We start from the raw sequence: 25,249 nt of genomic DNA, 5'->3' as shown, positions 1-25,249 counted from the left end.
GTAGTGGCAGAGGCTCACCTATAATTGTGCGCCACTGAACGCACGGCGCAGTGGCTGGTCTATGCACCAGTAACCGAATCAGGAGAGTTTCATGCTGCGTTCCATGCTGCGTTTTGTCGCCCCATCCGTCGCCCTCGCGCTGGTATTGCCCGTGTGCGCCCAGGCGGCCTCGCTGCTGGAGGCCCAAATGAACAGGAAGCTGCAAAGCGTCGCGGCCGAGAGCAACAAGGACCTGCCCCGGGAAATCGACGAAAAAACCCTGGAAGTGGCCTACACCGTAGAAGGCATGCAACTGATCGATCACCTGAGCGTCTTGCCCGACCGCGCCGAGCAGATGCGCGCCAACCCAAAGGCCGTGTATTTCCAGCTCGGCCAGAGCGTTTGCCTGAACAAAGGCTACCGCGAACTGATGGCCAAGGGCGCTGTAATGCGCTACGAAATCACCGAGAACAAGACCAACCGCCCTGTGGCCTCGGTGAAGTTCGTGGAAGCGGATTGCCCGGCACCGGCTGCGGCGAAGAAGAAAAAGTAATCGCTGCCTGACCCTCGCGCGCTGCTGTCCAGTGGCGCGCACGCCCCCCCCAGCGTCATCTCTGCGTAAGCGGCTAAACTCCTTGATGAGTGACCAATAAGCGGTTGCCAGCCAAGGGTTTTTCGGCCCATGATCAAGCTATCCCAATCGCCCGTTCACCACGGTTTTCACGCCGTTCCGTAACATTTTCAGGGCAAAAGAGGGTTGCCCTCCTGCAACTTGCAGTGCAAAAGTTTTTTAAATCACAAGGAACATACAGAGGCCGTTTTCCGCCCGGCGAACATGTGCAATGCCTTGGGCATGCAGCGACACATGCAGTGTCGCGGCCCCCGGACGAATTTCTCGCCGCAGGCCCTGCCTCTGTGAAGAAGGAGACGTTGAATGCCTTACGAACCGAACGACAGCCTGCTCCGGCATTTTGAAGATAACGGCGCCGACCTCACGCAGCAGGTCGAAGCTCAACTCCAGCTGATCGCGCCAAACAGTCCGAACATCCCGCTGTATCGCGACATGATCCTCACCGTGCTGCGCATGGCCCAGGACGACCGCAACCGCTGGAACGCCAAGATAACCCTGCAAGCCATCCGCGAACTGGACCACGCTTTCCGCGTACTGGAACAGTTCAAGGGCCGCCGCAAGGTCACGGTGTTTGGCTCTGCCCGCACGCCAGCAGAGAGCCCGCTGTACGCCCTGGCCCGTGAAGTCGGCGCAGCCCTGTCGCGCTCGGACCTAATGGTGATCACCGGCGGCGGCGGTGGCATCATGGCCGCCGCCCACGAAGGCGCAGGCTTGGAACACAGCCTGGGGTTTAACATCACCCTGCCGTTTGAACAGCATGCCAACCCAACCATCGATGGCACTGAGAATCTGCTGTCATTCCACTTTTTCTTTACCCGAAAGCTGTTCTTCGTCAAGGAAGCCGATGCACTGGTGCTGTGCCCCGGCGGCTTCGGCACACTGGATGAAGCGCTGGAAGTCCTTACCCTGATCCAGACCGGCAAGAGCCCCCTGGTACCCGTGGTGTTGCTGGACGCACCAGGCGGCGGGTTCTGGCAAGGCGCCCTGGACTTTATCCGCAGCCAGCTGGAAGCCAATCGCTACATCCTGCCCACCGACCTCAAGCTGGTACGCCTGGTGTACAGCGCAGAAGAGGCGGTGGAAGAGATCAACCAGTTTTATGCCAACTTCCACTCCACTCGTTGGTTGAAGCGTGAATTTGTAGTGCGCATGCATCATCCGCTCAGTGATCGGGCATTGGCCCATCTACAAAGTGAGTTCGCCAGCTTGCGGCTGAGTGGAGAGTTCCAACAACTGGCGTATACCGGCGAGGAACATGATGAGCCGAAGTACAGCCATTTGACGCGCTTGGTGTTCAATTTCAATGGTCGCGACCAGGGCCGGCTGCGGGAGTTGGTCGACTACATCAACCTGCCGGAGAACTGGGCGCAGGCACAGGGGAAGGCGCAGCAACGGGTGGCACCGGAGCCGGCGTAATTTTCTGCGGGCAAAAAAAAAGACCCACTATTTTCATAGTGGGTCTTTTGTTTTTTAGCTAATTCAGTCGTCCATACCCCGACCGCTCAACAAGCGACTGATCATCTCCATCGAAAAACCGCGATAACTCAGGAATCGACCCTGCTTCGCACGTTCCCTGGCATCAATCGGAAGATGGCCAGAAAACTTGCGACGCCAGGTCTCCTCCAGCTGCGCCTGCCAACTGATACCGCACTCACGCAGGGCAAGGTCGATATCCGCACGTTGCAGACCGCGCTGGCTTAGTTCTTCACGAATACGCGCCGGGCCGTAGCCAGAGCGGGCTCGGTAGGAGACAAAACTCTCGAGGTAACGGGATTCGGAAAGCAGCCCCTCTTCCGTCAAACGGTCGAGGGCCGTTTCGATCATCTCGGGCTCCGCGCCGCGCTGACGCAGTTTACGCGTCAGCTCGACTCGACCGTGCTCGCGGCGAGCGAGCAGGTCCATCGCAGTGCGCCGAACGGCGACGAGTGTATCCAGTACAACAGTCATCGTTTGGTTCAGATATCAGTGTCAGCTTCTTCCACTTCTTCAACCGGCTCACGGTTGGCGGCAGCTTTCACGTCTGGCGCTGCGGTGAGCAGCTTGTCACGGATCTGCTTCTCAAGCGTGGCAGCGATGTCCGGGTTGTCCGCCAGGAACTTGGCCGAGTTGGCTTTGCCCTGACCGATCTTGCTGCCGTTGTAAGCATACCAAGCGCCGGACTTCTCGACGAAACCATGCAGAACGCCCAAGTCGATCATCTCGCCATTCAGGTAGATACCCTTGCCGTAGAGAATCTGGAACTCGGCCTGACGGAAAGGCGGGGCCACTTTGTTCTTCACGACTTTAACGCGGGTTTCGCTACCGACAACCTCGTCACCTTCCTTCACCGCGCCAGTACGGCGGATATCCAGACGGACCGAAGCGTAGAACTTCAGCGCGTTACCACCGGTGGTGGTTTCCGGGCTGCCGAACATCACGCCGATCTTCATACGGATCTGGTTGATGAAGATCACCAGGCAGTTGGCGTTCTTGATGTTACCGGTGATTTTACGCAGCGCCTGGGACATCAGGCGGGCTTGCAGGCCCACGTGCATGTCGCCCATTTCGCCTTCGATTTCAGCCTTGGGTACCAGGGCAGCCACGGAGTCGACCACGATCACGTCGATGGCGTTGGAGCGCACCAGCATGTCGGTGATTTCCAAGGCTTGCTCACCGGTGTCCGGCTGGGAAACCAGCAGGTCATCGACGTTAACGCCCAGCTTACCGGCGTATTCAGGGTCCAGTGCGTGCTCGGCGTCGACGAACGCACAGGTGGCGCCCATTTTCTGCGCCTGGGCAATCACCGACAGGGTCAGGGTAGTTTTACCGGAAGATTCAGGACCGTAGATTTCAACGATACGGCCTTTTGGCAGGCCGCCAATGCCGAGCGCGATGTCCAGACCCAGAGAGCCAGTGGAAATAGCCGGGATCGCCTGACGGTCGTGATCGCCCATACGCATTACGGCACCCTTGCCGAATTGACGTTCGATCTGACCCAGGGCCGCAGCCAAGGCTTTCTTCTTGTTGTCGTCCATTAAAGTCCTCACGTAATCAATAAGGCCTGGTCGGCCAACACCTGTATAAGTAGACAGTATTGTTCCACAAAGATCGGAGATCGCCTACCCCTGATTGTCTATTTCTGCTGCAGCTCGTCGCAACAACCCCTCTAACGCGGCCTTTACCGTTTGTCGGCGAACCTCATCGCGGCTGCCAGGGAAGTGTTGCAGCTCGGCGGTCAGCTCCTCGCCAACGCCAAAGGCGAGCCACACGGTGCCCACCGGTTTGTCTGGCGAGCCCCCATCCGGCCCCGCCACGCCACTGACCGCCACGGCAAATCGCGCCAGGCTTTTTTCCTGTGCGCCACGGACCATCGCCTCCACCACTTCCTGGCTGACCGCACCCACTCTTGGAAACAACGCTTCCGGCACATTCAACTGCCGGGTCTTCTGGCGGTTGGAATAGGTAACGTAACCCGCCTCGAACCAGGCCGAGCTTCCCGGGATCCGCGTGATGGCCTCCGCGATACCGCCACCGGTGCAGGACTCGGCCGTGGTGACATGGGCGTTGAGCACCTGCAGGCGGCGACCCAGTTCAGCAGCCAGTTGAGTGATTTCCTTCACGGTCGTCTCCAGAAGTGGGGGGGGGGCGTGTTTGCCTACCCTACAGGAGCAAATCGCGCATGCAAGCGACAGAATGGAACAAGAGATTAGCGGGCGACCGCGCGCACGTAGGCCTGGCAGGCGCGCAAGGCAATCAGGGCGTTATCACCGTCGTCGGTGATGCCGATAATTCGCCGAGCATGCGCCGGGTCAAGTCGGGCTCGCGGGGCTGCATGAACCACGCTGCCGGCGGGGGCGGGGGTTGGCAGTGAACAGCCACTGGCGGCGTCGGTAGCGTCGAGAAGGACTGACAGCCGCACATCAGCAGTGGCCAGGCGGTCACGCAAAGCCGCTTGATTACGTTGCGCATCGCTCAACTCCCGAGCATGTTGTTGATCACTGGCATTGAGCTGTTGCTCCAGGGCCTGCCGTTTGGCCTGTTCGGCCTGTTGTTGATGCAGGGCAGCCTGCGCCTGTGTTGCCGACAAGCGTTCAATGCGCGCCCCATATCGCCACGCCTGCACCTGCCAGACAACAGCCACCAGCAGGCATATGCCGATCAGGCGGCACGTGCCTAAGACACGCATAACACCGCCTTGGCACGCGCCCACAGGCGCAAACGGTCCTCCAGCCCATTGAGCCCGCCGTTGATACGCCGCGTGATGGTGGTGAACTGGTCGTTGTCGGCCAATTCGTTCAGGCCATTGCTTTGCCAGAACCAGGCGGCCGACTCACACGCCCATTGCGGTTGCTCCAATAATTCGGGTTGTCGCAACAGGCGATCGTCCCCGAACAGTGCCTGGCTGCAGGCCAGGTAGTTGCGGCGCCCCGTGATCTGGATAAGCCCACGCCCTCGATACCTCTGGCCGTCACCGTCGGCTTCGGGGGTATTGCCCAAGCGCGCAGCCAGGGTGCCAGTGTCGTATTTGCTCAGGTATTGATCGCTGCCGAGTTCGCGAACGTAGCGAAAATGGCCGGACTCATGGCCGATTTGGGCGAGGAAGGCAGCGGTGCGCTTTAAGCTGTTGATTGAATATTGATTCAACGCTGCATTTAGAGCCGTTATGAACATGTCGGCCCTCAAGCGGGCTCCTGGCATCACTTGAAGCAGTTGAGGGAGAGAAATCACCATGGGTTTACCTTTGAAAGTCACTACACCGACAGCCCACATGCCGTGATCGAACTGCGATAACCCGTTGCCGGATCGCCGACATGCACCACCTGTTTTATCGACCATTGCCCCTGCATATACGAAGGCCAGGTTTCATCCAGCAACAGCAACCCTTCAGCCGCAAGCAGCGGGTTGCCCGGGCAATCGATCTGCAACTTCAAACCTTCGCGCCCTACCCTTCGAAGTTCGCCTTCGGCCACGGCACGGGCCTCATCTTCGTTCTGGCAGGGTTGGCGCAGGGTTTTGAAAGGAGCATTGCCGACTTGAACCACACGCCGCTTGCCGGCGGCGGCATCCCACCAAGTGACACGGCAACCCTGGTATTTGGCGCGGTTTTTTTCGTCGAGCCTGGCGGTGATGAACGCCTGTTCGCCGGGCCGGTTGTCGGCGGTCACGGACAATCTCACTTCCGGTAGCAATTGGCCCGAAAGCGACTTGGCCCGCCCGGCTTCGGCCAACACATACAGCTCGTTGATCGGTTTGGTCACTGCGCCGTAACGCGTAGCCAGGCGGGTGATGAATGCCATATCGCTCTCGTTGGACTGGTCGATGTGAGGAATCGCAATACCTTCCAGCGCCGGCGCCACACGCGGTGAAAAGCCGTGCCGGCTGACCAATTGGCGAAACAACGCGCCGAGGGTGGTCGGCCCGTAGCTGGCGGATCGACGCTGGCGATAGCCACTGGCATCCGTAGCGCTGAAGGGTGCAGCGGTTGCTACGATCATCAGCCGCATGGGGAACAGCACCGGGGTTCGCTGGGTGACGACAAATTCGCCCTTTTCCACCAGTCCCGACTCCTGATAACCAACCCGCAGGCCGATCTTTCCACTCAGGCTGGGCAGCCCTTCGAGCCCTTCGATACTCAGTGTCAGTTCGAGCCGGTCAGCCTCGATCCCTGCGGCGTCGGTGTGGCTCCAGTGCATCAGGCGTTGATTGAGCAGCGCCGCGTTGGCGCCGTAGAACTCCACGATCGGGGTAAATCCCTGTGCCATATCGCCTCCTTAATCCCAGGCCGAAACAGGCCGCAGTGGCGCTGACCGCGAGGCCATTTCTGGCACGGTCACCGATACGCCGGCCGGCAGTACCGGGCCGTATTCGGCCAGGTCCGGGTTCGCACGCCAGAGGGTTTCTTCGGCCGCGTCATCGCAACGTCCCAGCTCGCGATAGAGCAACAGGTTGACCGAGTCACCGGCAATACTTCGTACTTTACGCATTGACGAACTCCTCCAGCTCCAGGGTCCAGGCCATGACGATAGCGGTGCCATCGTCGATCACATTACTTTGGGTTTCCGTGATCGTATTGATGCGCCACAGGCCCCAGTTGCGACCGATGCCATCGACCAGCGTCAACGGCGCCCGGGTATTTTGCAGCGCACGCAGTTCGTCCAGGCGCTGCATGCCGATGGCATACATGGCGGTGCCGCTGAACGTGAGTTTTTCCAGCTTTTGCCCGCTTTGTCGCGACTGGGATTTGCTGGCAATAATCGACAGGTCACTCCAGCCGCCATCGCTGGTACGCACCAGCGAGGCATAGGCAAACCCTCGGGACAAACCAAAAATAAAGTCGCCGAGTACCATTTGCTGTCTCATCAGTCACCTCCTGCTGGATCGGTCAGTGCCGCATTGCGCCGAACGCCCAAGGTGTCGGTAACCATTGGCATGCATTGGAATTGCAGGGCCTGGATGACCTGATTGACCACCTGCTGGGCATCAGCGGGGTTCACGCCAGTGATCTGGATGCTCGGGGCGAGGGTGACTTGCACGTTGTCCGTGCGCGCCGCGTTGAGTTCCTTGCTCACCGTGCTTGGTTGCGGCAGGCGGTCGCCTGGGCCGAACAATTTGTCACCGAGCCAGGTGCCGGCTTCACTGCCAAGCAGGCCACCAATCGCGCCACCAACAGCGGTGCCGACGCCGGGGAAAATCATTGTCCCGATCGCCGCGCCGGCAGAGGCTCCTGCCCAAGCGCCACCGGCTGTACTCAGGCCGCTGCCGATGGCTTTTGCATCGCCATTGCTGACGCCCTGGGCAACGACCATGGCGGTGTCGACATATTTCATCGGGCCAAGGCGACGGCCACCGACCGACTCCAGTTTGGCAAGCGCTCCCGACACGCTCGCCGCGACGCCTTTGCCCGAACGTCGAGCCAGGCGCTGGCTTGCTGAAGGTGCCGCCGTGTAGGAGGAAAACGAACTGCCTGGGAGTTTGACTGAAGCCTGGCTCGCCTTTTTTGCATCGAACGGTACCAGCGGTTGGCCCATCGCATTAAGCCGTGGGGCAGCAGGTTGCGATTTGAGCGCCACCGACTTGCCGGGGACGCTCGCCTTGGCTGCACGTGAATCGGCTTTGCCAGGCGAGCGAGACTTGCCCCGCTGCTGCTTGGGTCGACGCCCAGGGCGTGCCTTGTCATTGTCCCGCACCGTGTCGCCAATGGTGTCTGGCAGCTTTGCCATCGACGCATCAAGCACTGCGCCGGTACCGGCACCGAGAGACAGTGCACCTGGGCAGCAGCACTCCTTGCCCGTGGCTTTTTCCTTACCGTAGCCACCGTCTTGGAACAACTTGCCAACGTAAGGCAACTTTCCAAGCGTCACATCGACCACGTTGCCTGCAACCCGGGTCTTGATCGTCTCCCCCAACCCCGACATAAGCCCGGATACAAGGGGTGAGATAACAGCTTCAGCGGTCTTGGCAGCTTTGGCGACGGTCGGCGAGTCGCTGACGAAATCGTTGGCCGTGTCCATCACCCCGGCCTTGGTTTTCAGCCACGTTTCTTCCAGCAGTATCGGCACAGGCTCAAGTGTCTTAGAGAGCCGCTTTTCACTCTCTGTGGACTCCTCCCGCAACACCGTAATCGACTTCTGCGAAGTATCTTTTGTCTCAAACGAAAGATTGGCATTCGAATATCGCAGCGCTGCAAGCGGGTCCAGAGATTGCCCGGCGCCGACCGTCATGGCCTCCCGCGTAAGGCGCCGATCTTCAGAATAGGTCGATCGAAATTCCGCGACCTTCGTCGTTTCGGCACGTTCCTGTGTTTTCACTGGACGCGCATCAGCCGCCTTCAGCAAAGATAAAGACGTTACAAGGGAATCCACGTTCTCGCGCAATACGCCCAGCGCTTGTGAGAGCTCGTTAAGTTTGAAGCCCGCGGTGGCCAGTGCCAGAGTCGTATCGGAAAGCGGCATCAGCGCTGCTGCATCGACGGAGGCGTTCGGCCCGAGGGCACCCGGGTGGGCGAGATCGGCATCCCTTTCGCCGTCTGCGCCACCGAAAATGTCACGGCCATCCTTGGCCATGGCATACGCGAGCGAATACTTGTCTTGCATCCCGCTTACTCCTGTTTAACGCCAAGGCGAGTCATCGCGATGTCGTAGCGGCGCAAAGCTTTGGCGGCATCCCAATCGAGGATCTCCGCTTCATTTACCGAGTAGACCAGCGGCACTACATCGAGGATCACTTCGATGTCGCGTTGCGAAAGAAGGCCGCCGGTTGATTTAAAAAATCGTCGATGCGCTCCTGCAATTCGGTCCAGTCGGGCACAGTCAGGCCAGCGAGATCGGGAATCATCAAACCGGTGCAGTGAGCCGTGATGAACTCGGCGCGCTCTTTGTTGGTGGCAAGTTTTTTCATCGCCTTGGTGGCGCGCAGGGCGGGCATTTCCAGGGACAATTCGGTGAAGGTACGGCCCGCCGCGTCGAGGGGCAGCAACAGTTGGACGGGCTCTTCGTGGGTCGATTCCGCCGTCTCACCGAGGAAAAACGACGCGGGACGTGTCGACGTCTCGTGTACGTATTGGGCGATGGTCACGTAGTCCGGGCGTTTGAGTTGGTCGAGCTCTTTTTCCGACAGGCCGGTGGCGAGTTTCGCCAGTTCGAAGAACTGGTCGTCCTCATCATCACCGGCCCGGGCCAGCGCGTCTTTCTGCGCGGCGTAGTACAGCGGCTTGAGTTGAACCTGCTGGATCGACGCGCCGGTATCGGCGGTGATCGGAGACAGCAGGACATGCAGCGGTGGCATCCAGGCCATGGGGTAACTCCTTGGTCAAACGTTGTTGAAAAACGCTACATCTCAGAGCGTGCACGATCAATGTGGGAGCTGGCTTGCCTGCGATGGCATCAGGTCGGTGCAACTGACAAATCGAGTCGCCTGCATCGCGGGCAAGGCCGACGCCCACTTGGACCGTGCCCACGTCAGATCACGGTCTCACTTAAGGCATCAGCACGGCGCGGCGGGCATCGCCAAGAATGTCGACGCCGTTGAGCACGAACTTCTGGGTGCGCACGTCGATGTCGATCACCGAAATACCGTTTTCCAGGCGGTTGTAGGTGCGGCAGGACAATTCCAGGGTGGTGGTGGCCTTGTCGCCCATCTTCAGCTTCGCCTCGGCCAGGGATTTGAGCTTGCCGCCGACGGTGTGGTAGGTGAAGTAGGTCTTGCCGTCCTGGTCCTGGCCGGCTTCGCGCACGTTCAACAGAATGTCGTCACCCAGACGCACGCCCAGCGCCAGCATGATTTCCGGGCCGGCGCCTTGCAGCACTAGCGTGGCGCCGAGCACCTTGCCGCTCTTGGCCATTTCTTCGGCGATAAAGCGCCCACCGGACATGGGCTCCATGTCGAATTCAATCTTCGGCGGGGTAAATTCCTCTACGGTCGCGGACAACGGTAGGCCTTGGAGGGTGGCCGCAATGGCCTGTCTTACACGGTTGGTAAACATTAGAGAACGTCCTCCAGGAACTGCTCGATGATTTCATCGCGGGCATTGAGTTGATAAATCATGTGTTCGTTCGGCGCGTAGCGGCCGTAGTCGATGACGATGTACCAGGTGCCGTTCTTGTACTTCTCGACACTGTTCAGTTCCGGGTGCAAGTACACGCTGCCACCGGGAATGGTTTCGTCGGCGACCAGGGTTTGCAGCCAGTCGTTGATGCGCTTGACCTCCTGGTCCATGAAGGACTTGGTGAGGTTCTTGGCCATGGCTTTCTGGCCGGCCTTGACCAGCTTGCGGCTGATCGCATCTTCAAGGCCGACATAGCTGATGAACTTGCCGGTGATAGAGCGGTTACCCAGCAGCGAGAAGCCGCCGAGAATGGTGCGGGCGTAGTAGCTCACGCCGTAGCGGTTGAGCAGGTCGCCTTCGGTGGAGGTGTCGAGGATGTTGTACTCGACCACGCGGGAAACGTCCTCGGCGAACGTCACCTGATTACCCGGGCTCTCCCACTGCTTGACCTTGGCCAAGGCGGCGATGGCCAGGGACGATGGCGCCAGGAACACGTTTTTCTTCGCCGCCTTGGAGTACACCGACGGCATGTTGTGCACCAGCAGGCAACGGTCGAAGCCCAGGTCGGCACCGCCCAGTTCGCCGCTGTAGGTCACTTGATCGGCGACGGTTGCGTCTTTGCCATCCAGTACCACACGGGCCTTGATGCGCTTGCCGAAGGAGGCGAACTCACCGGCCACGGCCTTGGTGCCGGTAAAGCCAGGGGCGCCAATGATGGTCAAGTCTTCCGGCACGCTGGCCAGCGCGGCCAGGCCCAACTTGCGGCCAGTGACCGGCTCATCGCCGCCGATCACGTTGTTGATCGTGTCAGCCGGAGTGGCGCCCTCCTCCACGATCACCACGTAGACCGGCACCTTGACCACTTTCAGTATCTGGTAGACGGCATGAAACAGGGTGCCAGTCTCCGCACCAGTAGGGTCCAGCAGCGCCTGGGTGGTGAAGCTGTTGATACGAAACGGCGCGTTTTTCGGGATCGACGCATGGGCATTCGGCGCAGTGCCGACCAGGCCGATGACGTTGTCGCCAAGGCCACCCATGGCCTCGGGGGATTCAGTGGCATTCACGGTGATGCCGTTGTGCTCGAAGTTCAGAACCTCAGCCATGGTTAGTCAGCCTTCTTGGGGGTGGGGTTAAGGACGCTGGTCAGTTCCAGGCGGCCAGCGGTGCGCAGGACGGATGCTTCGACGTCCAGGAGGTCCAGCTCCTGGCCGGCGACAGACCAATGGCCAGCGCCGGTGGGGAATGGGATGAGGACGGTGTAGGTTTGGCGGGTGTGCATAAGTGAGATTCTCAGGGTGGAAAACGCCAAAGCCCCTGCGGGCAGGGGCTTTGGGGGGCAAAAAAACCGCTTTCGCGGTGGGGGGTCAGGAGCGCTCAGTCAGGCAAGGGGTAAAGCGCCTTGATTTCAGCAATTTTGTCGCGCCAGGCTTTTTCTTTTTCCGGCGTTTCGTCGTATTGCCACTCGAGAAACAAAGGATCGGCTTCAGTTACATATAACGTTCGGCGCGCGGAAATGACACCTTCTAACTTGGCGCTTTTTTCAGCCTCGATAACGAGTTCATCTGCGCTAGATTCGTCAAAACCCAGCGCTACAAGGGTCGAACGATCCGCCGGAACATTGATGAGCGTCTCACCTGAAGCCAGCAGCAATTTTTTAATAGTCCCAACCATATTCATACTCCTTTCACCGCGTAGCGCAGATCGTTATCCAGTGTGTAAGCCAACCTGCTCTCCGGATAGGTTTCTCCAAGCTCGGGGGCGGTCAACGCAAACGGTTTGACCTTCCAAGAAATTTCATATTCCGGTGCCACCGATTGGCTAAGTTCTACTTCAGCGTCTGAGCGACTGAACTTCACAGGTTCTTCAAAACTCTTGGTAACGATATACGTCAGTCCACCTCGCAAGTAACAGCCCGACTCCTGCGGGGAAGAGACCAGCGTACCCGGCGTCTGATTCAGCCAAATGGGTTTAAGGCCAGTAACAGGACGAACGATAGACAACATGCCGAACTGAGCGCGACGGACGGTCTCGCGGTAAGTCTGAGAGATGCGCTTAATCGTCAAAAAATTTGCGTCCCCGTTCCATGGAATTCCGCAGCCCTCCATTTGCAAGTTCAAACCGGCAACATGTACGTCGAAATTATTGTTGAACGGATTGAGGCCTGCATCCAAGCCATAATTTCTGGAAATAATGACCTCCGACATACCTCTTTCATTACCCGGCATACGCCACCAGACCGGGTAGAAAATACTGGTAGAAAGTCCCGTAAGATCAATCGTCTGCGTATAAGAAGCACGGCCATTAATATCCTTAGCCTGCACACTATTACGCCACGCAGTAAATTGACTCGAAGCCATGTCTACCCGCGCATCAATTTTCCCAATTTGGTTAGTAACCGTTTCCGTTAGCTTATTACACGCATCTACAACTTTCGTGATAGTCGTTTCAATTCCCATCATCAACTCCCTGTTAATTAATCTTCCCTGCACTTTTTTCAGTGCAACTACTTCGCTTCGAGATTCATAACCCTGAACATCAAATCAACATGCCGCGACATATTGCCAACGGAGGCGGCGCCCATGATTGCGATCTCCTCAGCCAACAGCACGTTAAGGTTTTCACTCCCCACCACGATCGTCACGCTATCCGCCGGCAATGGCGAAATATCCAGCGTAAACTTTTGCAGTACTCGCGCCGCTGCCGCTTTGTACGTCAACAACTTCCCTGCCACGGAATACACCGCTAGCAAAGTCCCGCTGGCGAGATAAAACCCGAACTCGCCAATTTCATATTCGGCCTCGCCATCAAACAGCGCGGCCATCCTGAGTTGCCGATCGCCCAGATCCTCGTAATCCACAATCGCGACCCGTTGGCGCTCATCGCGCAGCGCCACCTCCGTGCCGTCCGGGTTGTAGCGACCGGTGCCGGCGCCGACGTGCGTGATTTCGCCTTTCAGGCCCTGGTTCTTTGCCTGCAGCACTTCATCCAAACCCTTGGAGGTGAAGCGCACCAGGCGCGTAATGTCATCTGTCATGGCTGCGCCCTGAGGTCGTAGTCGTTAATGGTGTAGTGCCGGGCCAGCCCGGCACTGGTTAGCCGGGCGGCAAGCCCGAATTCCGGTAGCGTACCTTCAAGCTGCAACTCGCCATCGCTCAATGGGGTATGGGCTGCGCTGTTGAAGCACACGGCACCGTGAAGCTTCACTTCGGGCAGTGCGCCAGGAGGGTTGTCCTCGCCGATGCTCAAACCGGGGTCAACGGCACTGGTGAGCCGCAGCCCCTGGGAGGTTTCATGCACGATGGTGATCGTCGCCAGGTCCCGCTCACTCTGCGCAGCATTGATCCGGCGAATAAGCCGGTTATGATCGCCGCTGGACCAACTGCGCCCGATAATCGCCTGCACATCAAAGGTGTAGGGGGCACCCAATGGCCTTTGCTGATACCAGGCGCTGATGTTGGGGGTGAACCCCAGCGACTCCACTGCGTAGCTCAGTGCCTTGGGCGTACCCGCCTGGCGCTGGATCTGCCAGGACAAGGCTGTGGTGAGGCGCTTTTCGGTCTCGCTGGCGTCCGCATCCCACTCACTGACACCACGGTCGGCGGCTAGGTAAGGAAGAAATTCGGCTGGCGTCTGCAGCGGGTTCATCAAGGCCGGAAACGGCGGTACAACCCGCTCCAGCAACTGCCCGAAGCCCAGGTCCAGCGACTTCTCCAACGGTGAGCTGTTAGCCGGCAAGAGGCTCGCTTTGGGTTCACTCATAGCGTGCGCACCTCCACCTCGACGCCCGTACAGTACGGGGCCTGGAACGCAGTGCTGACAATCGGTACCAGCGGTTCAAGGATTTGCAGTTGGGCGGCGCCGGCACTGTGGATCGCGTAATCGATCCAGCTCGGATCTACTCGGCCTTCCAGGCGATGACACGACCCTGCGTAGTCTTGCAGCAGTTTCTGCGCGGCGACTTGAGTAAGGCCCGAATCGGGACCTGCGTTGATCTTCGCGACCACGCGAATTTTATAGCGCAGGATTTGCGCAGCTTGCACAGTGACCGAATCCGTCTCGGGCCGTACATCCGGCCGTGCGAAATGGCGACGAACACCGTCAAGCAAATCCGCAGATGGCGTACCGTCGCCGTCGCGGGACAGCACAGTGACCATCACTTCGCCAGGCGCCGTTCGACGCCCATTGCCATCTTTTACCTGGGCCGCATACCCGTCCGTATCAAAGGTATAGCTGACAGTCACCACACCCGGCGTGGCGCTTTGCACCTTGACCGACGGCCGCTCGCCGAGGGTGAACACTTCGCGACGATAGTGCATGCGCGAGCCTGCAGCCGGTGCGTGTGGGGCCAGGTAGTAACGCAGGCGGGCGTCGTCGTCGCTTTCCAGAATCGGCGGCACCGGCGGGAAAGCGGCCGGGTCGCCGGGGTCGAGCACCTGGCGCTCCAGGCCCATGTCGGCCAGGCGTGCATCCAGGTTACTGCCGGTGGCCCACCACGCCAGCATCTGTTTGATGCGGGCGTTGTACTTGCGCTCGTGGGTTTGCAGGCGCACGCAAAACGCTTCCAGGGCCAGGGTCAGCAGTTCGCTTTCGTTGTCGAGGCTGACCTTGAGTTTGGCCGCGCTTTGCGGTGCCCGGGTGGCGACATAGTCAACGACGAAGGCCTTGAACTCGGCCAACAGCGGTTCGAACTCGTCCACCGCGATGATGGCCGGTTCCGCCAGTTGGTTCTGGCCAGGGATCAACATGCTCATGTCACGACCTCGAAGGATTGTTGGCGGTTTTTCCAGGTGCCGGCAAAACGCAGCAACAAACCCGCGCCCTGAAGGGTGGCAACGATGACCTGGGGTTGAAAGTCGGCGATGCCGTTCTGGGCGTTGTAGAACGCTTGGGCGGCGTGGCTCTGGGCGAGGATCAGCAGATCGTCGCCAAGGTTCTGGCCGAGCAGTTGCGGGATCAACGAGCCGTACAGCGGGCGCTTCTGGCGGGTACCTACAGGGGTGGTCAGCGCTCGGGTAGCACGCTGTACGAATTGCAGCCAGTCATCGACGGCTGCCCCGGTATTCCTCTCGATTCCAATCATGGCAAATCCTTATGCGCGACTGATCACGCGGCCCTGGTGATCCACCAGCGGGCCGCTCAAATGCACGCCGGCAGCATCCAGCAACAAGCCGGTGGGGCCGAGTTGCAGGGTGATGCGCTGGGCACTCATAGTGAGGCTGGCGGCACCGACGTTGACCTCGACTTGCTCGCGGGAGCCGCTGAACGTGGTTGGGCCGTTAACCCAGTTGAACGTATGGGTGGTGTCGTCGTAGTCGCTCTGGGTGCCGTCCTGATGACGACGCCTCGTCAGCGACGCAACACCGGAAACAGGCGGAAAGAGACTACTGTTGAGGCCGAACAACGCCACAGACTGCGTGCCCCCTTCCCCGCCGCCGTAGTTGAGCAGCAGGCACTGCTCGCCCACTGAAGGAATGCGGGTTTCGGTTTGCGCCCCAGCGCTGGGGTTGAAAAACTTGATCGCCGGGCTGAGCAACTCACCGTGGCTGACCTTGCAGGTATTGCTGGCAGCATCGACCTCCTGGCACACGCCAATCCGACAGAAGCTTTCTGCGCGTCGGTACAAGTCTTCGAGCTGGGCCTCCATTTCCGCCAGGCGCTCGACGATCGGTCCCAATTGCATGCGTAGCAGTGCATCGAACATGGACTACTCCTGCAATGGGCGATATTGGTCGGGGTCGTCGATGTTCGACACTTCCCAGGTGCGGGCAAACAGCGGTTTGCCGGTGGGATCTTCGAGCAGCGATGGGCCGAGGTAGAGGTTTTGGCTGAAGGACACGGTCCAGGTGTCGTAGTCCGTTTGCGCCCCGGTCAGCACCGAAGGCGCCGCGACAATCGCGGTGGGCAGGTCGCACTGGTCCGGCGGCAGCCCCCAACGATTGTCCAGGGCCAGGTCCATCAGTTGGCTGGCCAGGTCGCACGCATCAAAAGGTGCTGCGCCGCTCGCGACCATGGCCTTGAGTGAAACCGACAAGGCATGCGCCTTGCGCCCTGCGAGGGAGCGAACACCTGGACCGTTGCGCTCCACGCTGATCAAGATCCCGGTTTTATCGCCCGTGTCGGGAAAGTCCAGGTGATTGCCTACGCGCAGGTGGGGGAACGCGCGCTTGAGTGCGTCCCCGATCGCCATGGGCAACTGGGAAGGTTTTTCGAGAAATGTCATCTGCTTGCATCCTTGCAGCGGTTACTGCTGATCCGGGCGAGAGGTCGGGGCCTCGTTGACCCCGATGCGCTTGGCCGCCCAGCGTTCATAAAGGCCGATGGCCACGTCCGCGCCGGCCATGGCGGTCAGGCAACCGATGGCGCCGGCGGTCCAGATCGACATGCCGGCGGCGTAGCACAGCATCAACGCCGACACGCCGCAGACCATGCATGCCCCGGACCGCAGCGCCAGGCGCCGTACCAGGGACCAACCACGAGCGCCCTCCTTGTCGGCGCGCCACATTTCGCCGGACACCCCGCCGATCAGGGCCAGTACGATCACCAGCCAGACAGGCATTTCCGCTAACGCTTGCTGCTCGTTTGTCATGTCACGCCTCCTGGCTGAGCACTGCCGGCAAAAGGCCGGCACTTGGGTAAATCCATTTATAGGTCGGCATTCCAAAAAGCCCGGTTGCCCGGGCTTTTCAGTAATGATGTCCTCGGTCTTTCGGCGCTACTGGCGCGGTACGGACCTTTCCTCAATGTTTTTCCGACCACGATCCCTGTCTGCCGGATAACTGCTTCTGGTGCTTTACGCTGCGCACCCGGGTCAGTTGCCAACCCTCTGAACCGTTAAGGCCGGTTCATCGCTGCCTGTTCTTGAAGCGATATAACTAAAGAGCGTCGGCATCCTTGCCGGTGTTGCCTGGCCTCCCTGCCATCGCTCTGATGGCGTCCTTGCCGATGTTGCGTGCCTTCCTTGTCTTCCTTGGCAGCATCCTTGCCGCCTCCACCAGGCCTTGTTGGCTGGCTTGAGATGAAGAATATGCATGTATGCATATACAGTCAATGCATGAATGCATTTATTTTGCCGATTGAAATGCATGCATGCATTTTCGGCCTTATGGGCTGTGGGTTTGATGATTTTCGATAGGCGAAAAAAAGCCCGCACGTTGGCGGGCTTTGTCTTACTGAAGAAGGTTAACGAGCGTACATGCCCCACCAGAACACATGACCGAGGATGCTGATCTGTTCATCCTGGATATCCTGGAAGCTGTAGTCCTCATCCGGGTGCTCATCGCGGTTGAAGCTGCGCAGGCGAATCCCGGAAGGCAGGCGGTAGAGCTGTTTGACGCGCAACTGGCCATTGTGATTGATGGCGTACAAGTCGCCATCGACGATATCACCAATGGCGCTTTTACCCGCATTCACACCGACCGTCGCGCCATCGCGCAGCACCGGCAACATACTGTTGCCGCGCACCGTCACGCATTTGGCCTGGTCAAACTGCACCCCGTTATGCCGCAGGCTGCGCTTGCCGAACCGCAGGCTGGCCTTCTCGCTTTCCTCGATGACGAATCTTCCTGATCCAGCAGCCAATTCAACCTCGCGCAGAAAAGGGATCGACACCTCGTCGTCATTCACGGGGGTGTCGTCGTCCCACAGGCTTATGTCCTTGAGTTCCGAATGCATCGGGTCGCGCCCGTCATCGCGCAAAGCCCCTACTGCCGCGCGCCCGCGCAAATGGTCGGTGCTGACGCGGAAGTACTCGGCGATGCGCGAGATGTGCTTGTCCGACGGATCGACGATCTTGCCGCTGAGGATCCGGGACAGTGTGGATTGAGGCACGCCGGTACGCCGGTGAAGCTCCGTGGGGGAGATCCGGTCGCGGTCCAGCAATTCTCTTAAGACGATAGAAACGTTGCGTTTTTGCATAACGCGGATAGTGACGGGAGTTTTTGGGGTTGGCAAATGCTAATTTGCATATTTAATGCATTTGCCATGCCTGCCTACCTCCCCGTTCGCAACCTGCGAACCCCCGACCTCGCGTGTTAACCTTGCCGCCATCGCAAAAAATGCTGGGCCAAGCGCCCCCTTTGCCCCATCACTTTCAACGAATTTGCCTACTACCCAATGAGTAAAAATACGTCCGATCTGTCCTCCCATACGCCGATGATGCAGCAGTACTGGCGCCTGAAAAACCAGCACCCTGATCAGTTGATGTTCTATCGCATGGGCGACTTCTACGAGATCTTCTACGAAGACGCGAAGAAGGCCGCCAAGTTGCTGGACATCACCCTGACCGCACGCGGGCAGTCGGCAGGACAGTCGATTCCTATGTGTGGGATTCCTTACCACTCGCTGGAAGGTTACCTGGTCAAGCTGGTGAAGCTGGGCGAGTCGGTGGTGATCTGCGAGCAGATCGGCGATCCGGCCACGAGCAAAGGGCCGGTCGAACGTCAGGTAGTGCGCATTATTACCCCGGGGACGGTGAGTGACGAGGCGCTGCTGGATGAGCGTCGCGACAACCTGATCGCCGCCGTGCTGGGCGATGAGCGTCTGTTCGGGCTTTCGGTACTCGATATCACCAGTGGCAACTTCACTGTGCTGGAGATCAAGGGCTGGGAGAATCTGCTGGCGGAGCTGGAGCGCATCAATCCGGTGGAGTTGCTGATTCCGGATGATTGGCCGAAAGATCTGCCAGCGGAAAAACGCCGTGGGGCCAAGCGCCGTGCGCCGTGGGATTTCGAGCGTGACTCGGCGCTGAAAAGTCTTTGCCAACAGTTCTCCGTGCAGGATCTTAAAGGCTTCGGTTGCGAAACCCTGACCCTGGCCATCGGCGCCGCCGGCTGCCTGCTGGGCTACGCCAAGGAAACCCAGCGCACTGCCCTGCCGCACTTGCGCAGCCTGCGTCATGAGCGTCTGGACGATACCGTGGTGCTCGATGGCGCCAGCCGTCGCAACCTGGAGCTGGATACCAACCTGGCCGGTGGTCGCGACAACACCCTGCAATCGGTGGTGGACCGTTGCCAGACCGCCATGGGCAGTCGCTTGCTGACCCGATGGCTGAACCGTCCGCTGCGTGACCTGGCGGTGCTGCAAGCGCGCCAGTCTTCTATTACCTGTCTGCTGGACGGCTACCGCTTTGAAAAGCTTCAGCCACAGCTGAAGGAAATCGGCGATATCGAGCGCATCCTGGCGCGGATCGGCCTGCGTAACGCACGGCCTCGTGACCTGGCGCGCCTGCGCGATGCTCTTGGCGCCCTGCCGCAGTTGCAAGCGGCGATGACCGAGTTGGATACCCCGCACCTGCAGCAACTTGCGGTCACGGCTGGCACCTACCCGGAACTGGCGGCACTGCTGGAAAAAGCCATCATCGACAACCCACCCGCAATCATTCGTGATGGGGGCGTACTCAAGACCGGTTACGACAGTGAGCTGGATGAACTGCAATCCCTGAGCGAAAACGCCGGGCAGTTCCTGATCGATCTGGAAGCCCGCGAAAAAGCCCGAACCGGCCTGGCCAACTTGAAGGTCGGTTACAACCGCGTGCATGGCTACTTCATTGAGTTGCCGAGCAAACAGGCGGAGTCGGCGCCGATCGATTATCAGCGTCGTCAAACCCTCAAAGGTGCCGAGCGCTTTATCACCCCGGAACTCAAAGCGTTCGAAGACAAGGCACTGTCGGCCAAGAGCCGCGCCCTGGCTCGGGAAAAGATGCTCTATGAAAACCTGCTTGAAGACCTGATCAGCCAGTTGGCGCCGCTGCAGGACACCGCCGCCGCCCTGGCCGAACTGGATGTGCTGAGCAACCTGGCCGAACGCGCACTGAACCTTGACCTGAACTGCCCGCGCTTTGTCAGCGAGCCGTGCATGCGCATCGTGCAAGGTCGCCACCCGGTGGTAGAGCAGGTGTTGACCACGCCGTTCGTCGCCAACGACCTGTCGCTGGACGACGATACCCGCATGCTGGTCATCACCGGTCCGAACATGGGCGGTAAATCCACCTACATGCGCCAGACCGCGTTGATCGTGTTACTGGCGCATATCGGCAGCTTTGTGCCGGCAGCCAGTTGCGAGCTGTCACTGGTGGACCGCATTTTCACCCGGATCGGTTCCAGCGATGACCTGGCCGGTGGCCGTTCGACCTTTATGGTGGAAATGAGCGAGACCGCCAACATTCTGCACAACGCCACTGAACGCAGCCTGGTGCTGATGGACGAAGTGGGCCGCGGCACCAGCACCTTCGACGGCCTGTCGCTGGCGTGGGCGGCGGCGGAGCGACTGGCGCATTTGCGCGCCTATACGCTGTTTGCCACGCACTACTTCGAGCTCACCGTGCTGCCGGAAAGCGAGCCGCTGGTCGCCAACGTGCACCTGAACGCCACCGAGCACAACGAGCGCATCGTGTTCCTGCACCACGTGCTGCCAGGGCCGGCCAGCCAGAGTTACGGCTTGGCCGTGGCCCAGTTGGCCGGTGTGCCGAACGATGTGATCACGCGCGCCCGCGAACACCTCAGCCGCCTGGAAACCACGGCCTTGCCTCACGAAACCGTGGTGGCCAGCCCGAAGAAAACCAGCAGCAAAGCCAGTGCCCCACATCAGAGTGACCTGTTCGCCAGCCTGCCCCACCCCGTGCTGGACGAGTTGGCTAAACTTGACCTGGACGACTTGACGCCTCGAAAAGCGCTCGAAATGTTATATGCACTTAAGACTCGGATATAACGCAGACGCTTGCAAGCTGGTAGACTCTCGCGCGGTTTGGGATGCTGCGGGCTTTTTAGCCTGGCCTGCAGACTATCGCTCCCAAACCTCGCGAGCCCTGCCACAAAGGGTTTCGCTGCCGCCGCCTGAGGAGAAAATTAGAAATGACCTTCGTCGTCACCGACAACTGCATCAAGTGCAAGTACACCGACTGCGTAGAAGTCTGTCCGGTGGACTGCTTCTACGAAGGCCCGAACTTCCTGGTTATCCACCCGGATGAGTGCATCGATTGCGCCCTGTGTGAACCTGAATGCCCGGCCGTTGCTATTTTCTCCGAGGACGAAGTCCCGGCAGAGATGCAGGAATTTATTCAGTTGAACGTCGAGCTGGCGGAAATCTGGCCGAATATCACTGAGCGCAAAGACCCGATGCCGGATGCAGCGGAGTGGGATGGCAAGAAAGGTAAGATTGCAGACCTCGAACGCTGATAGCGTCGCCCCCCTAAAAGGCCCCTCGCGGGCCTTTTTGCGTTTCTGGATGAAGGGTTTCACTTTTCTACAGGCAAAAAAAAGGGGCGGTATGACCCGCCCACATTTTTTCCCTAGTCCCTGTATTCCTTTTCATCATCCTGATGAATCGCATCCTGCGACGTTCCTTCTAACCATCGTTCCTTGATGGCTGTGTCAATCCGTGGACACAGGGCTGATCTTAGAGAGTTCCAAAGTAAGTTCAACAGGATCTAACCCGGCAACTGCCAGCTTTCAGCGCCAAAGAATCTATAAATAAGTGTTATTTTTCAATAATATAGAAAATCACCCAGGAAATTTTAGGCGCTATGGGACGGAGAAAAAACCAAACACTTACGAGAAAGTAAGTGAATGCTTACACGAGCAATTGCGTAAAAGCGTAACAGGCACCCTTTCTCAATCAGCAGGCAAGAAAAAGCCCCGACACTGTCGAGGCTCCTTTACCCGCAACCGTCTCAGTCGTCGCTGACGGAAATGGTCGGCATCGCCGGGCTTGCCGCTTCCTGCAACACGATTCGCGCGCCTACGTGGCGTGCCAGTTCCTGATAGATCATGGCGATCTGGCCATCGGGCTCTGCCGCCACCGTGGGCTTGCCGCCATCGGCTTGCTCACGAATCCCCCTCGACAGCGGCAACGAGGCCAGCAGTTCGACGCCGTATTGGGTCGCCAGCTTCTCGCCCCCCCCTTCGCCAAACAAATGCTCGGCATGGCCGCAGTTGGAACAGATGTGCACCGCCATGTTCTCCACGACGCCAAGCACCGGGATGTTGACCTTGCGGAACATCTCCACGCCTTTCTTCGCATCGAGCAGCGCCAGGTCCTGAGGCGTGGTGACAATGACCGAGCCGGCCACCGGGACCTTTTGCGCCAGAGTCAGCTGGATATCACCGGTGCCTGGCGGCATGTCGATCACCAGGTAGTCCAGGTCGCCCCAGGCGGTCTGAGTGACCAGTTGCAGCAAGGCACCGGACACCATCGGCCCGCGCCAGACCATCGGCGTGTTGTCATCGGTGAGAAAGGCCATGGACATCACTTCCACGCCCAGGGATTCGATCGGCACAAACCACTTCTGGTCCTTGACCTTCGGCCGTGTACCTTCGGCGATGCCGAACATCACGCCTTGGCTCGGCCCGTAGATATCCGCGTCGAGAATACCCACGCGCGCGCCCTCGCGGGCCAGGGCCAGCGCCAGGTTGGCCGCCGTGGTGGATTTACCCACGCCGCCCTTGCCAGACGCCACGGCGACCACGTTCTTGACGTTGGCCAGGCCTGGGATCTGCGCCTGGGCCTTGTGCGGCGCGATCACGCACTGAATGTCGACCTTGGCGGAACCCACGCCGTCCAAGCCTTCGATGGCCATTTGCAGCATCTGGGCCCAGCCGCTCTTGAACAAACCGGCGGCATAGCCCAACTGCATCTGGACCGAGACCTGGTCGCCCTGGACCTCGATGGCGCGCACACAGCCGGCACTGACCGGGTCCTGGTTCAAATAAGGGTCGGTGTACTGGCGAAGAACGGCTTCCACCGCTGCGCGATTGACGGCGCTCATGGGCTACTCCCGAAAAAAGACTGACTGAAACAGGCGGCTATCCTAACCGTTCCAGCGGCGTTGCGGCATGCTTTCGCAGGTTCGCAGGATTCTGAAACAGCGCCACGGGGTGAAATATATTTCCCGGCGCTTTATAGTGGCCGACCTCCGTTTCATCAAGTAGCCGAGCCCCATGTCCGAGCCACGCAAGATCCTCGTCACCAGCGCCCTGCCCTATGCCAATGGTTCCATCCATCTTGGCCATATGCTTGAGTACATCCAGACCGATATGTGGGTGCGCTTCCAGAAGCATCGCGGCAATCAATGCATTTATGTCTGCGCGGACGACGCCCACGGTTCGGCCATCATGTTGCGCGCCGAAAAGGAAGGCATCACCCCGGAACAACTGATCGCCAACGTGCAGGCTGAACACAGCGCCGACTTTGCCGAGTTCCTGGTGGATTTCGACAATTTCCACTCGACGCACTCCGACGAAAACCGCGAGCTGTCGAGCCAGATCTACCTGCGGTTGAAGGATGCCGGGCACATCGACCAGCGTTCGGTCACCCAGTATTTCGACCCGGAAAAGAAAATGTTCCTGGCCGACCGCTTCATCAAAGGCACCTGCCCGAAATGCGGCACCGAAGACCAGTACGGCGACAACTGCGAGAAATGCGGTGCGACCTATGCGCCAACTGACCTGAAGGATCCGAAGTCGGCGATCTCTGGCGCTACCCCGGTGCTCAAGGATTCCCAACACTTCTTCTTCAAGCTCCCGGATTTCCAGCAGATGCTGCAAACCTGGACGCGCAGCGGCACCCTGCAGGACGCCGTGGCCAACAAACTGTCCGAATGGCTCGACAGCGGCCTGCAGCAGTGGGACATCTCCCGCGATGCGCCGTACTTCGGCTTCGAGATCCCGGGCGAGCCAGGCAAGTACTTCTATGTATGGCTGGATGCGCCGATCGGTTACATGGCCAGCTTCAAGAACCTGTGCGACCGCACGCCGGCGCTGGACTTCGATGCGTTCTGGGGCAAGGATTCCACCGCCGAGCTGTACCACTTCATCGGCAAGGACATCGTCAATTTCCACGCCCTGTTCTGGCCGGCGATGCTCGAAGGTTCGGGCTACCGCAAGCCAACCGGCATCGCCGTGCACGGCTACCTGACGGTCAACGGCCAGAAGATGTCCAAGTCCCGTGGCACCTTCATCAAGGCGCGCACCTACCTAGACCACCTGTCGCCGGAATACCTGCGCTACTACTACGCCTCCAAGCTGGGCCGTGGCGTCGATGACCTGGACCTGAACTTGGAAGACTTCGTGCAGAAGGTCAACTCGGACCTGGTCGGTAAAGTCGTCAACATCGCCAGCCGTTGCGCCGGGTTTATCCACAAAGGTAACGCCGGCCTGCTGGTGGCCGAGAACGCCGCGCCAGAACTGACCGACGCTTTCCTGGCCGCCGCGCCAAGCATCGCCGACGCCTACGAAGCCCGTGACTTCGCCCGCGCCATGCGCGAGATCATGGGCCTGGCCGATCGCGCCAACGCCTGGATCGCCGACAAGGCACCGTGGTCGCTGAACAAGCAGGAAGGCAAGCAGGCGGAAGTCCAGGCGATCTGCGCCACGGGCATCAACCTGTTCCGCCAACTGGTGATCTTCCTCAAGCCGGTGCTGCCGCTGCTGGCCGCCGATGCCGAGGCGTTCCTTAACGTGGCACCACTGACCTGGAACGACCACGCCACCCTGCTCAGCAACCATCAGTTGAACGAGTTCAAGCCGCTGATGACCCGAATCGATCCAGTGAAAGTCCAGGCCATGACCGACGCTTCGAAAGAAGACCTGGTCGCCAGCCAGACCGACACCGGCGAATCGGCACCGGCCGGTAACGGCGAGCTGGCCAAGGACCCGATTTCCCCGGAAATCGAGTTTGACGCCTTTGCTGCCGTGGACCTGCGTGTCGCGCTGATCGTCAAGGCCGAAGCCGTTGAGGGCGCAGACAAGTTGCTGCGACTGACCCTGGACCTCGGGGGCGAGCAACGCAACGTGTTCTCCGGGATCAAGAGCGCGTATCCGGACCCGTCCAAGCTCGATGGCCGCCTGACCATGATGATCGCCAACCTCAAGCCACGGAAAATGAAATTCGGTATATCCGAAGGCATGGTGATGGCGGCCGGCCCTGGTGGCGAAGAGATCTACCTGCTGAGCCCTGACAGCGGCGCCAAGCCGGGTCAACGCATCAAGTAAGCCCCTGCGAGGTCTATGCTTGCGGTAAGCCCGCCCGCTGTGGTGAGCGGGCTTGTCGTGGCGAGCCCACTCGCCACCGCGGGCGGGCTCACCACAACGAACCCTGTTTGTTCAACCGGCATGCCAATGATC

30 protein-coding genes are annotated in these 25,249 nt (G+C 59.6%); 5 read left to right on the top strand and 25 right to left on the bottom strand.

Annotation, left to right across the window (positions count from 1 at the left end; all coding sequences use genetic code 11):
• Window positions 1-91: 91 nt before the first annotated feature.
• The gene (locus tag ATH90_RS06110) at window positions 92-532 is read left to right on the top strand and encodes a PA3611 family quorum-sensing-regulated virulence factor (RefSeq protein WP_034102440.1); all 441 of its coding nucleotides are present in this window, start codon (window positions 92-94) and stop codon (window positions 530-532) included.
• Between the two features lie 381 nt (window positions 533-913).
• Window positions 914-2,026 (top strand): LOG family protein, encoded by a 1,113-nt coding sequence (locus ATH90_RS06105; RefSeq protein ID WP_098465882.1) that lies wholly within the window; start codon window positions 914-916, stop codon window positions 2,024-2,026.
• Window positions 2,027-2,089: 63 nt separating this feature from the next.
• Here the strand turns inward: ATH90_RS06105 and recX are convergent, their stop codons facing one another.
• From recX to ATH90_RS05995, 24 genes are all read right to left on the bottom strand, one after another.
• On the bottom strand, window positions 2,090-2,557 hold the full coding sequence (recX, locus tag ATH90_RS06100; protein ID WP_098465881.1) for a recombination regulator RecX: 468 nt from the start codon (window positions 2,555-2,557) through the stop codon (window positions 2,090-2,092).
• Window positions 2,558-2,565: 8 nt separating this feature from the next.
• Window positions 2,566-3,624 (bottom strand): recombinase RecA, encoded by a 1,059-nt coding sequence (gene recA, locus ATH90_RS06095; RefSeq protein WP_003189042.1) that lies wholly within the window; start codon window positions 3,622-3,624, stop codon window positions 2,566-2,568.
• A gap of 84 nt (window positions 3,625-3,708) precedes the next feature.
• Entirely contained in the window at window positions 3,709-4,209 is a 501-nt protein-coding gene (locus tag ATH90_RS06090; protein WP_034102437.1) for a CinA family protein, read from the bottom strand.
• Window positions 4,210-4,295: 86 nt separating this feature from the next.
• Window positions 4,296-4,775, bottom strand: coding sequence for a lysis system i-spanin subunit Rz (locus ATH90_RS06085; RefSeq protein ID WP_098465880.1), 480 nt, complete (start codon window positions 4,773-4,775; stop codon window positions 4,296-4,298).
• Window positions 4,763-5,320 carry a glycoside hydrolase family 19 protein gene (locus ATH90_RS06080; protein ID WP_034102435.1) on the bottom strand — a complete coding sequence of 186 codons (558 nt, stop codon included), beginning with the start codon at window positions 5,318-5,320 and terminating at the stop codon, window positions 4,763-4,765. The genes ATH90_RS06085 and ATH90_RS06080 overlap by 13 nt, the downstream gene beginning before the upstream one ends.
• A 20-nt stretch (window positions 5,321-5,340) precedes the next feature.
• Window positions 5,341-6,351 carry a contractile injection system protein, VgrG/Pvc8 family gene (locus ATH90_RS06075; protein ID WP_034102434.1) on the bottom strand — a complete coding sequence of 337 codons (1,011 nt, stop codon included), beginning with the start codon at window positions 6,349-6,351 and terminating at the stop codon, window positions 5,341-5,343.
• A gap of 9 nt (window positions 6,352-6,360) precedes the next feature.
• Entirely contained in the window at window positions 6,361-6,573 is a 213-nt protein-coding gene (locus ATH90_RS06070; RefSeq protein ID WP_098465879.1) for a tail protein X, read from the bottom strand.
• Window positions 6,566-6,949 carry a phage tail protein gene (locus ATH90_RS06065; RefSeq protein WP_098465878.1) on the bottom strand — a complete coding sequence of 128 codons (384 nt, stop codon included), beginning with the start codon at window positions 6,947-6,949 and terminating at the stop codon, window positions 6,566-6,568. Before ATH90_RS06065 ends, ATH90_RS06070 begins: the two co-directional genes overlap by 8 nt.
• The gene (locus ATH90_RS06060) at window positions 6,949-8,682 is read right to left on the bottom strand and encodes a phage tail tape measure protein (protein ID WP_098465877.1); all 1,734 of its coding nucleotides are present in this window, start codon (window positions 8,680-8,682) and stop codon (window positions 6,949-6,951) included. Before ATH90_RS06060 ends, ATH90_RS06065 begins: the two co-directional genes overlap by 1 nt.
• Window positions 8,683-8,687: 5 nt before the next feature.
• A complete protein-coding gene (locus ATH90_RS29695) occupies window positions 8,688-8,813 on the bottom strand; it encodes a hypothetical protein (protein ID WP_034102430.1) in 126 nt (41 codons plus the stop codon).
• Complete coding sequence (locus ATH90_RS06055) at window positions 8,810-9,382, bottom strand: phage tail assembly protein (protein WP_098465876.1); 573 nt, start codon at window positions 9,380-9,382, stop codon at window positions 8,810-8,812. Before ATH90_RS06055 ends, ATH90_RS29695 begins: the two co-directional genes overlap by 4 nt.
• A 181-nt stretch (window positions 9,383-9,563) precedes the next feature.
• Complete coding sequence (locus tag ATH90_RS06050; protein WP_069022024.1) at window positions 9,564-10,070, bottom strand: phage major tail tube protein; 507 nt, start codon at window positions 10,068-10,070, stop codon at window positions 9,564-9,566.
• Entirely contained in the window at window positions 10,070-11,236 is a 1,167-nt protein-coding gene (locus tag ATH90_RS06045; RefSeq protein ID WP_098465875.1) for a phage tail sheath protein, read from the bottom strand. Before ATH90_RS06045 ends, ATH90_RS06050 begins: the two co-directional genes overlap by 1 nt.
• A 2-nt stretch (window positions 11,237-11,238) precedes the next feature.
• A complete protein-coding gene (locus ATH90_RS29320) occupies window positions 11,239-11,412 on the bottom strand; it encodes a hypothetical protein (protein WP_170041096.1) in 174 nt (57 codons plus the stop codon).
• A gap of 95 nt (window positions 11,413-11,507) precedes the next feature.
• Entirely contained in the window at window positions 11,508-11,804 is a 297-nt protein-coding gene (locus ATH90_RS06040; protein ID WP_240038420.1) for a hypothetical protein, read from the bottom strand.
• 2 nt (window positions 11,805-11,806) lie between these two features.
• Window positions 11,807-12,589 (bottom strand): phage tail protein, encoded by a 783-nt coding sequence (locus ATH90_RS06035; protein ID WP_098465873.1) that lies wholly within the window; start codon window positions 12,587-12,589, stop codon window positions 11,807-11,809.
• Between the two features lie 47 nt (window positions 12,590-12,636).
• The gene (locus ATH90_RS06030) at window positions 12,637-13,167 is read right to left on the bottom strand and encodes a hypothetical protein (RefSeq protein WP_098465872.1); all 531 of its coding nucleotides are present in this window, start codon (window positions 13,165-13,167) and stop codon (window positions 12,637-12,639) included.
• The gene (locus ATH90_RS06025; protein ID WP_098465871.1) at window positions 13,164-13,892 is read right to left on the bottom strand and encodes a phage tail protein I; all 729 of its coding nucleotides are present in this window, start codon (window positions 13,890-13,892) and stop codon (window positions 13,164-13,166) included. Before ATH90_RS06025 ends, ATH90_RS06030 begins: the two co-directional genes overlap by 4 nt.
• Window positions 13,889-14,884 carry a baseplate J/gp47 family protein gene (locus ATH90_RS06020; protein ID WP_098465870.1) on the bottom strand — a complete coding sequence of 332 codons (996 nt, stop codon included), beginning with the start codon at window positions 14,882-14,884 and terminating at the stop codon, window positions 13,889-13,891. The genes ATH90_RS06025 and ATH90_RS06020 overlap by 4 nt, the downstream gene beginning before the upstream one ends.
• The gene (locus ATH90_RS06015) at window positions 14,881-15,213 is read right to left on the bottom strand and encodes a phage baseplate protein (protein WP_098465869.1); all 333 of its coding nucleotides are present in this window, start codon (window positions 15,211-15,213) and stop codon (window positions 14,881-14,883) included. The genes ATH90_RS06020 and ATH90_RS06015 overlap by 4 nt, the downstream gene beginning before the upstream one ends.
• Before the next feature lie 9 nt (window positions 15,214-15,222).
• Window positions 15,223-15,834 carry a phage baseplate assembly protein V gene (locus tag ATH90_RS06010; protein ID WP_098465868.1) on the bottom strand — a complete coding sequence of 204 codons (612 nt, stop codon included), beginning with the start codon at window positions 15,832-15,834 and terminating at the stop codon, window positions 15,223-15,225.
• Between the two features lie 3 nt (window positions 15,835-15,837).
• Entirely contained in the window at window positions 15,838-16,353 is a 516-nt protein-coding gene (locus tag ATH90_RS06005) for a hypothetical protein (RefSeq protein WP_034102421.1), read from the bottom strand.
• A gap of 21 nt (window positions 16,354-16,374) precedes the next feature.
• On the bottom strand, window positions 16,375-16,719 hold the full coding sequence (locus ATH90_RS06000; protein ID WP_034102420.1) for a phage holin family protein: 345 nt from the start codon (window positions 16,717-16,719) through the stop codon (window positions 16,375-16,377).
• A 593-nt stretch (window positions 16,720-17,312) separates the two neighbouring features.
• Window positions 17,313-18,047 (bottom strand): LexA family transcriptional regulator, encoded by a 735-nt coding sequence (locus ATH90_RS05995; RefSeq protein ID WP_080758221.1) that lies wholly within the window; start codon window positions 18,045-18,047, stop codon window positions 17,313-17,315.
• Window positions 18,048-18,245: 198 nt separating this feature from the next.
• Between ATH90_RS05995 and mutS the strand changes: the two genes are divergently transcribed.
• A complete protein-coding gene (mutS, locus tag ATH90_RS05990; protein ID WP_034102418.1) occupies window positions 18,246-20,837 on the top strand; it encodes a DNA mismatch repair protein MutS in 2,592 nt (863 codons plus the stop codon).
• Between the two features lie 143 nt (window positions 20,838-20,980).
• A complete protein-coding gene (fdxA, locus tag ATH90_RS05985) occupies window positions 20,981-21,304 on the top strand; it encodes a ferredoxin FdxA (RefSeq protein ID WP_003208688.1) in 324 nt (107 codons plus the stop codon).
• Window positions 21,305-21,798: 494 nt separating this feature from the next.
• Here the strand turns inward: fdxA and apbC are convergent, their stop codons facing one another.
• Window positions 21,799-22,893: an iron-sulfur cluster carrier protein ApbC gene (apbC, locus tag ATH90_RS05980; protein ID WP_034102417.1), complete on the bottom strand. Its 1,095-nt coding sequence runs from the start codon at window positions 22,891-22,893 to the stop codon at window positions 21,799-21,801.
• Window positions 22,894-23,065: 172 nt separating this feature from the next.
• On the opposite strand from apbC, the gene metG reads away from it, so the two are divergent.
• Window positions 23,066-25,117, top strand: coding sequence for a methionine--tRNA ligase (gene metG / locus ATH90_RS05975; RefSeq protein ID WP_069022002.1), 2,052 nt, complete (start codon window positions 23,066-23,068; stop codon window positions 25,115-25,117).
• Window positions 25,118-25,249: the final 132 nt, after the last annotated feature.

The sequence above is a fragment of the Pseudomonas lurida genome, assembly GCF_002563895.1.
Classification (GTDB): Bacteria; Pseudomonadota; Gammaproteobacteria; order Pseudomonadales; family Pseudomonadaceae; genus Aquipseudomonas; species Aquipseudomonas lurida.
Note: the sequence above shows the minus strand (reverse complement) of the source record. Positions and strands in the feature narration are given on the sequence as shown.

What these genes read in the sequence shown, in the direction of transcription:
- ATH90_RS06075 (WP_034102434.1), bottom strand. Translation starts at nt 6,351, where the DNA reads ATGGCACAGGGATTTACCCCGATCGTGGAGTTCTACGGCGCCAACGCG.
- mutS (WP_034102418.1), top strand. Translation starts at nt 18,246, where the DNA reads ATGAGTAAAAATACGTCCGATCTGTCCTCCCATACGCCGATGATGCAG.
- recA (WP_003189042.1), bottom strand. Translation starts at nt 3,624, where the DNA reads ATGGACGACAACAAGAAGAAAGCCTTGGCTGCGGCCCTGGGTCAGATC.
- ATH90_RS06005 (WP_034102421.1), bottom strand. Translation starts at nt 16,353, where the DNA reads ATGACATTTCTCGAAAAACCTTCCCAGTTGCCCATGGCGATCGGGGAC.
- ATH90_RS06070 (WP_098465879.1), bottom strand. Translation starts at nt 6,573, where the DNA reads ATGCGTAAAGTACGAAGTATTGCCGGTGACTCGGTCAACCTGTTGCTC.
- ATH90_RS06010 (WP_098465868.1), bottom strand. Translation starts at nt 15,834, where the DNA reads ATGTTCGATGCACTGCTACGCATGCAATTGGGACCGATCGTCGAGCGC.
- ATH90_RS06080 (WP_034102435.1), bottom strand. Translation starts at nt 5,320, where the DNA reads ATGGTGATTTCTCTCCCTCAACTGCTTCAAGTGATGCCAGGAGCCCGC.
- ATH90_RS06110 (WP_034102440.1), top strand. Translation starts at nt 92, where the DNA reads ATGCTGCGTTCCATGCTGCGTTTTGTCGCCCCATCCGTCGCCCTCGCG.
- fdxA (WP_003208688.1), top strand. Translation starts at nt 20,981, where the DNA reads ATGACCTTCGTCGTCACCGACAACTGCATCAAGTGCAAGTACACCGAC.
- ATH90_RS06025 (WP_098465871.1), bottom strand. Translation starts at nt 13,892, where the DNA reads ATGAGTGAACCCAAAGCGAGCCTCTTGCCGGCTAACAGCTCACCGTTG.
- ATH90_RS05995 (WP_080758221.1), bottom strand. Translation starts at nt 18,047, where the DNA reads ATGCAAAAACGCAACGTTTCTATCGTCTTAAGAGAATTGCTGGACCGC.
- ATH90_RS29320 (WP_170041096.1), bottom strand. Translation starts at nt 11,412, where the DNA reads ATGCACACCCGCCAAACCTACACCGTCCTCATCCCATTCCCCACCGGC.
- ATH90_RS06030 (WP_098465872.1), bottom strand. Translation starts at nt 13,167, where the DNA reads ATGACAGATGACATTACGCGCCTGGTGCGCTTCACCTCCAAGGGTTTG.
- ATH90_RS06040 (WP_240038420.1), bottom strand. Translation starts at nt 11,804, where the DNA reads ATGGTTGGGACTATTAAAAAATTGCTGCTGGCTTCAGGTGAGACGCTC.
- ATH90_RS06060 (WP_098465877.1), bottom strand. Translation starts at nt 8,682, where the DNA reads ATGCAAGACAAGTATTCGCTCGCGTATGCCATGGCCAAGGATGGCCGT.
- ATH90_RS06000 (WP_034102420.1), bottom strand. Translation starts at nt 16,719, where the DNA reads ATGACAAACGAGCAGCAAGCGTTAGCGGAAATGCCTGTCTGGCTGGTG.
- ATH90_RS06055 (WP_098465876.1), bottom strand. Translation starts at nt 9,382, where the DNA reads ATGGCCTGGATGCCACCGCTGCATGTCCTGCTGTCTCCGATCACCGCC.
- ATH90_RS06020 (WP_098465870.1), bottom strand. Translation starts at nt 14,884, where the DNA reads ATGAGCATGTTGATCCCTGGCCAGAACCAACTGGCGGAACCGGCCATC.
- ATH90_RS06065 (WP_098465878.1), bottom strand. Translation starts at nt 6,949, where the DNA reads ATGAGACAGCAAATGGTACTCGGCGACTTTATTTTTGGTTTGTCCCGA.
- ATH90_RS06105 (WP_098465882.1), top strand. Translation starts at nt 914, where the DNA reads ATGCCTTACGAACCGAACGACAGCCTGCTCCGGCATTTTGAAGATAAC.
- ATH90_RS06015 (WP_098465869.1), bottom strand. Translation starts at nt 15,213, where the DNA reads ATGATTGGAATCGAGAGGAATACCGGGGCAGCCGTCGATGACTGGCTG.
- ATH90_RS06045 (WP_098465875.1), bottom strand. Translation starts at nt 11,236, where the DNA reads ATGGCTGAGGTTCTGAACTTCGAGCACAACGGCATCACCGTGAATGCC.
- ATH90_RS06050 (WP_069022024.1), bottom strand. Translation starts at nt 10,070, where the DNA reads ATGTTTACCAACCGTGTAAGACAGGCCATTGCGGCCACCCTCCAAGGC.
- metG (WP_069022002.1), top strand. Translation starts at nt 23,066, where the DNA reads ATGTCCGAGCCACGCAAGATCCTCGTCACCAGCGCCCTGCCCTATGCC.
- ATH90_RS06085 (WP_098465880.1), bottom strand. Translation starts at nt 4,775, where the DNA reads ATGCGTGTCTTAGGCACGTGCCGCCTGATCGGCATATGCCTGCTGGTG.
- apbC (WP_034102417.1), bottom strand. Translation starts at nt 22,893, where the DNA reads ATGAGCGCCGTCAATCGCGCAGCGGTGGAAGCCGTTCTTCGCCAGTAC.
- recX (WP_098465881.1), bottom strand. Translation starts at nt 2,557, where the DNA reads ATGACTGTTGTACTGGATACACTCGTCGCCGTTCGGCGCACTGCGATG.
- ATH90_RS06035 (WP_098465873.1), bottom strand. Translation starts at nt 12,589, where the DNA reads ATGGGAATTGAAACGACTATCACGAAAGTTGTAGATGCGTGTAATAAG.